A 1,715-nucleotide genomic window follows, 5' to 3' on the forward strand; every position below is an offset into this window, starting at 1 on the left:
GATTTTAAAGTTCATCAGTATTAGCCGAACTGTTACTGACGAACGATAGATTTAAACAAGTAGTTGACTCTCTAACTACTTGTTTTTTTGCAAAATATCTACAAACGAATACGAATATCTTATGATGTTTACACAAAGCATTTTAAGATATAACACAACTTAGTTTCAGCTCAAAAAAAGGCTAGAGAGAATTCCTCTAAACCTCATAAGACCCATTTTTACAACTTTTTATAGTTCCTTCCATGTGAACTATTGATAACTAATCTGTTGAGAAAATCTAAAAAACGAAATTATACATCATCTTTAATCCTAAATAAGTTTTATATTGAACAAAAAACAAATTGACAGAGAAAACGTTTCATAATACAATCATTTTCTAATCAGAATAATAAAGAGTTTTTACTCAATGAAAAAATTATCTTGTTGTTGTTTATTGCTGTATTTTTACTTCCCCTCGTCAAAAAAGGATTTAAGTAGCGTTATGGACTAAAATTTATGGCCCTGCTGCTAAATACAAACCTACTGCTCTATAATAGTTTGGCAAGCTTATTGGTATTCTTCTGTTGCGGCTCAAGTAAGAGGTATGAAACAACCGTTAATCGTAAGTCCTTATGATTTACCAGCATACTTTAATTCAAGACCTGCCCATGTTGGAACCTGGTCTGCATAGGTGGAGACCTATGTATTAATAAAATACAAAGGATAGTACAACTATGAACCTATTTAGATTTATTTTTTATATAATTTGGGGCATTCTTGCTTTTTTAATTCCATTTGGTCTATTACGTGTCATAACAAAAGCCAGTTATAATGATTTCTCTGGTAGCGGTACAATTATTTATACTACAATGATCATCATTTATGTGATTGTAACTATCCTTTTATCTGTAATCTGTTCAAAAAAGTATTTATATTTTTTAGTTTTGCTAGCAATACTTTGTATTGTTTATCCGTTACTATTAATTTATTTCCTCAACAATTTTAAAATGTAATATATAAACAATCGTATGAACTTATAGTTACGTTCATACGATTGTTTTTTGTAAAATTAATATAGTTTATTCAATTGATTTTTCGACTTATACTAGTTTTTAACAAAGTTTTTCGTTTTACTTTCTTTCTCAGAAAATATATTTTCTTCTACTTCTTCCCTATTTAACATATACTATACTTTCTTCTCTGCTCTCACTGTTAAGTTCGTAATGGATTGTTACCTTAAGCTCTTTTTCTTTGAGTTTTGAAAGTTCATTAGTCAAATCCAATTCAGTCTCTTCCTCACTCAAAATATTTGTTGTTATTATTGTAAGACCGCGAGTCTCATCAATCAACTCCCATTTGTTATTTTTCTTTATTGAAAACTCAGTCTCTGATTCTAAAATCGTAATAATATCTTTGGTCTCATTTTTAATGAACAATTTCATACCTTGAAACTTCAAAACAATTGGTGAGACTTCATCCTTTGTATCTTTAATACTACTACCAATTTTTGAACAACCTACTACCAACAATAATAACATCCCTATTAAATAAATTTTTTTCATCCGTTTTCCTCCCTTGATAACAAATAAATCATATCACAATAAGGTTTTAAAAAAAAACTACTTTAAATTTACTCATTTTTTTAAGAAACTCATATCATACATTTTTGTTTACTATACTATTAAAATCAACAATAATAAGGAGATTCAACATGGCTCACCCAGTAAAAATGATCA

At 28.3% G+C, this 1,715-nt stretch carries 1 protein-coding gene; it reads right to left on the reverse strand.

Annotation, left to right across the window (positions count from 1 at the left end):
* Nucleotides 1-1,151: 1,151 nt before the first annotated feature.
* Entirely contained in the window at nucleotides 1,152-1,541 is a 390-nt protein-coding gene (locus RV15_RS18320) for a hypothetical protein (protein WP_071879422.1), read from the reverse strand.
* Nucleotides 1,542-1,715 lie beyond the last annotated feature (174 nt).

This window comes from Enterococcus silesiacus, assembly GCF_001886225.1.
GTDB lineage: Bacteria > Bacillota > Bacilli > Lactobacillales > Enterococcaceae > Enterococcus_L > Enterococcus_L silesiacus.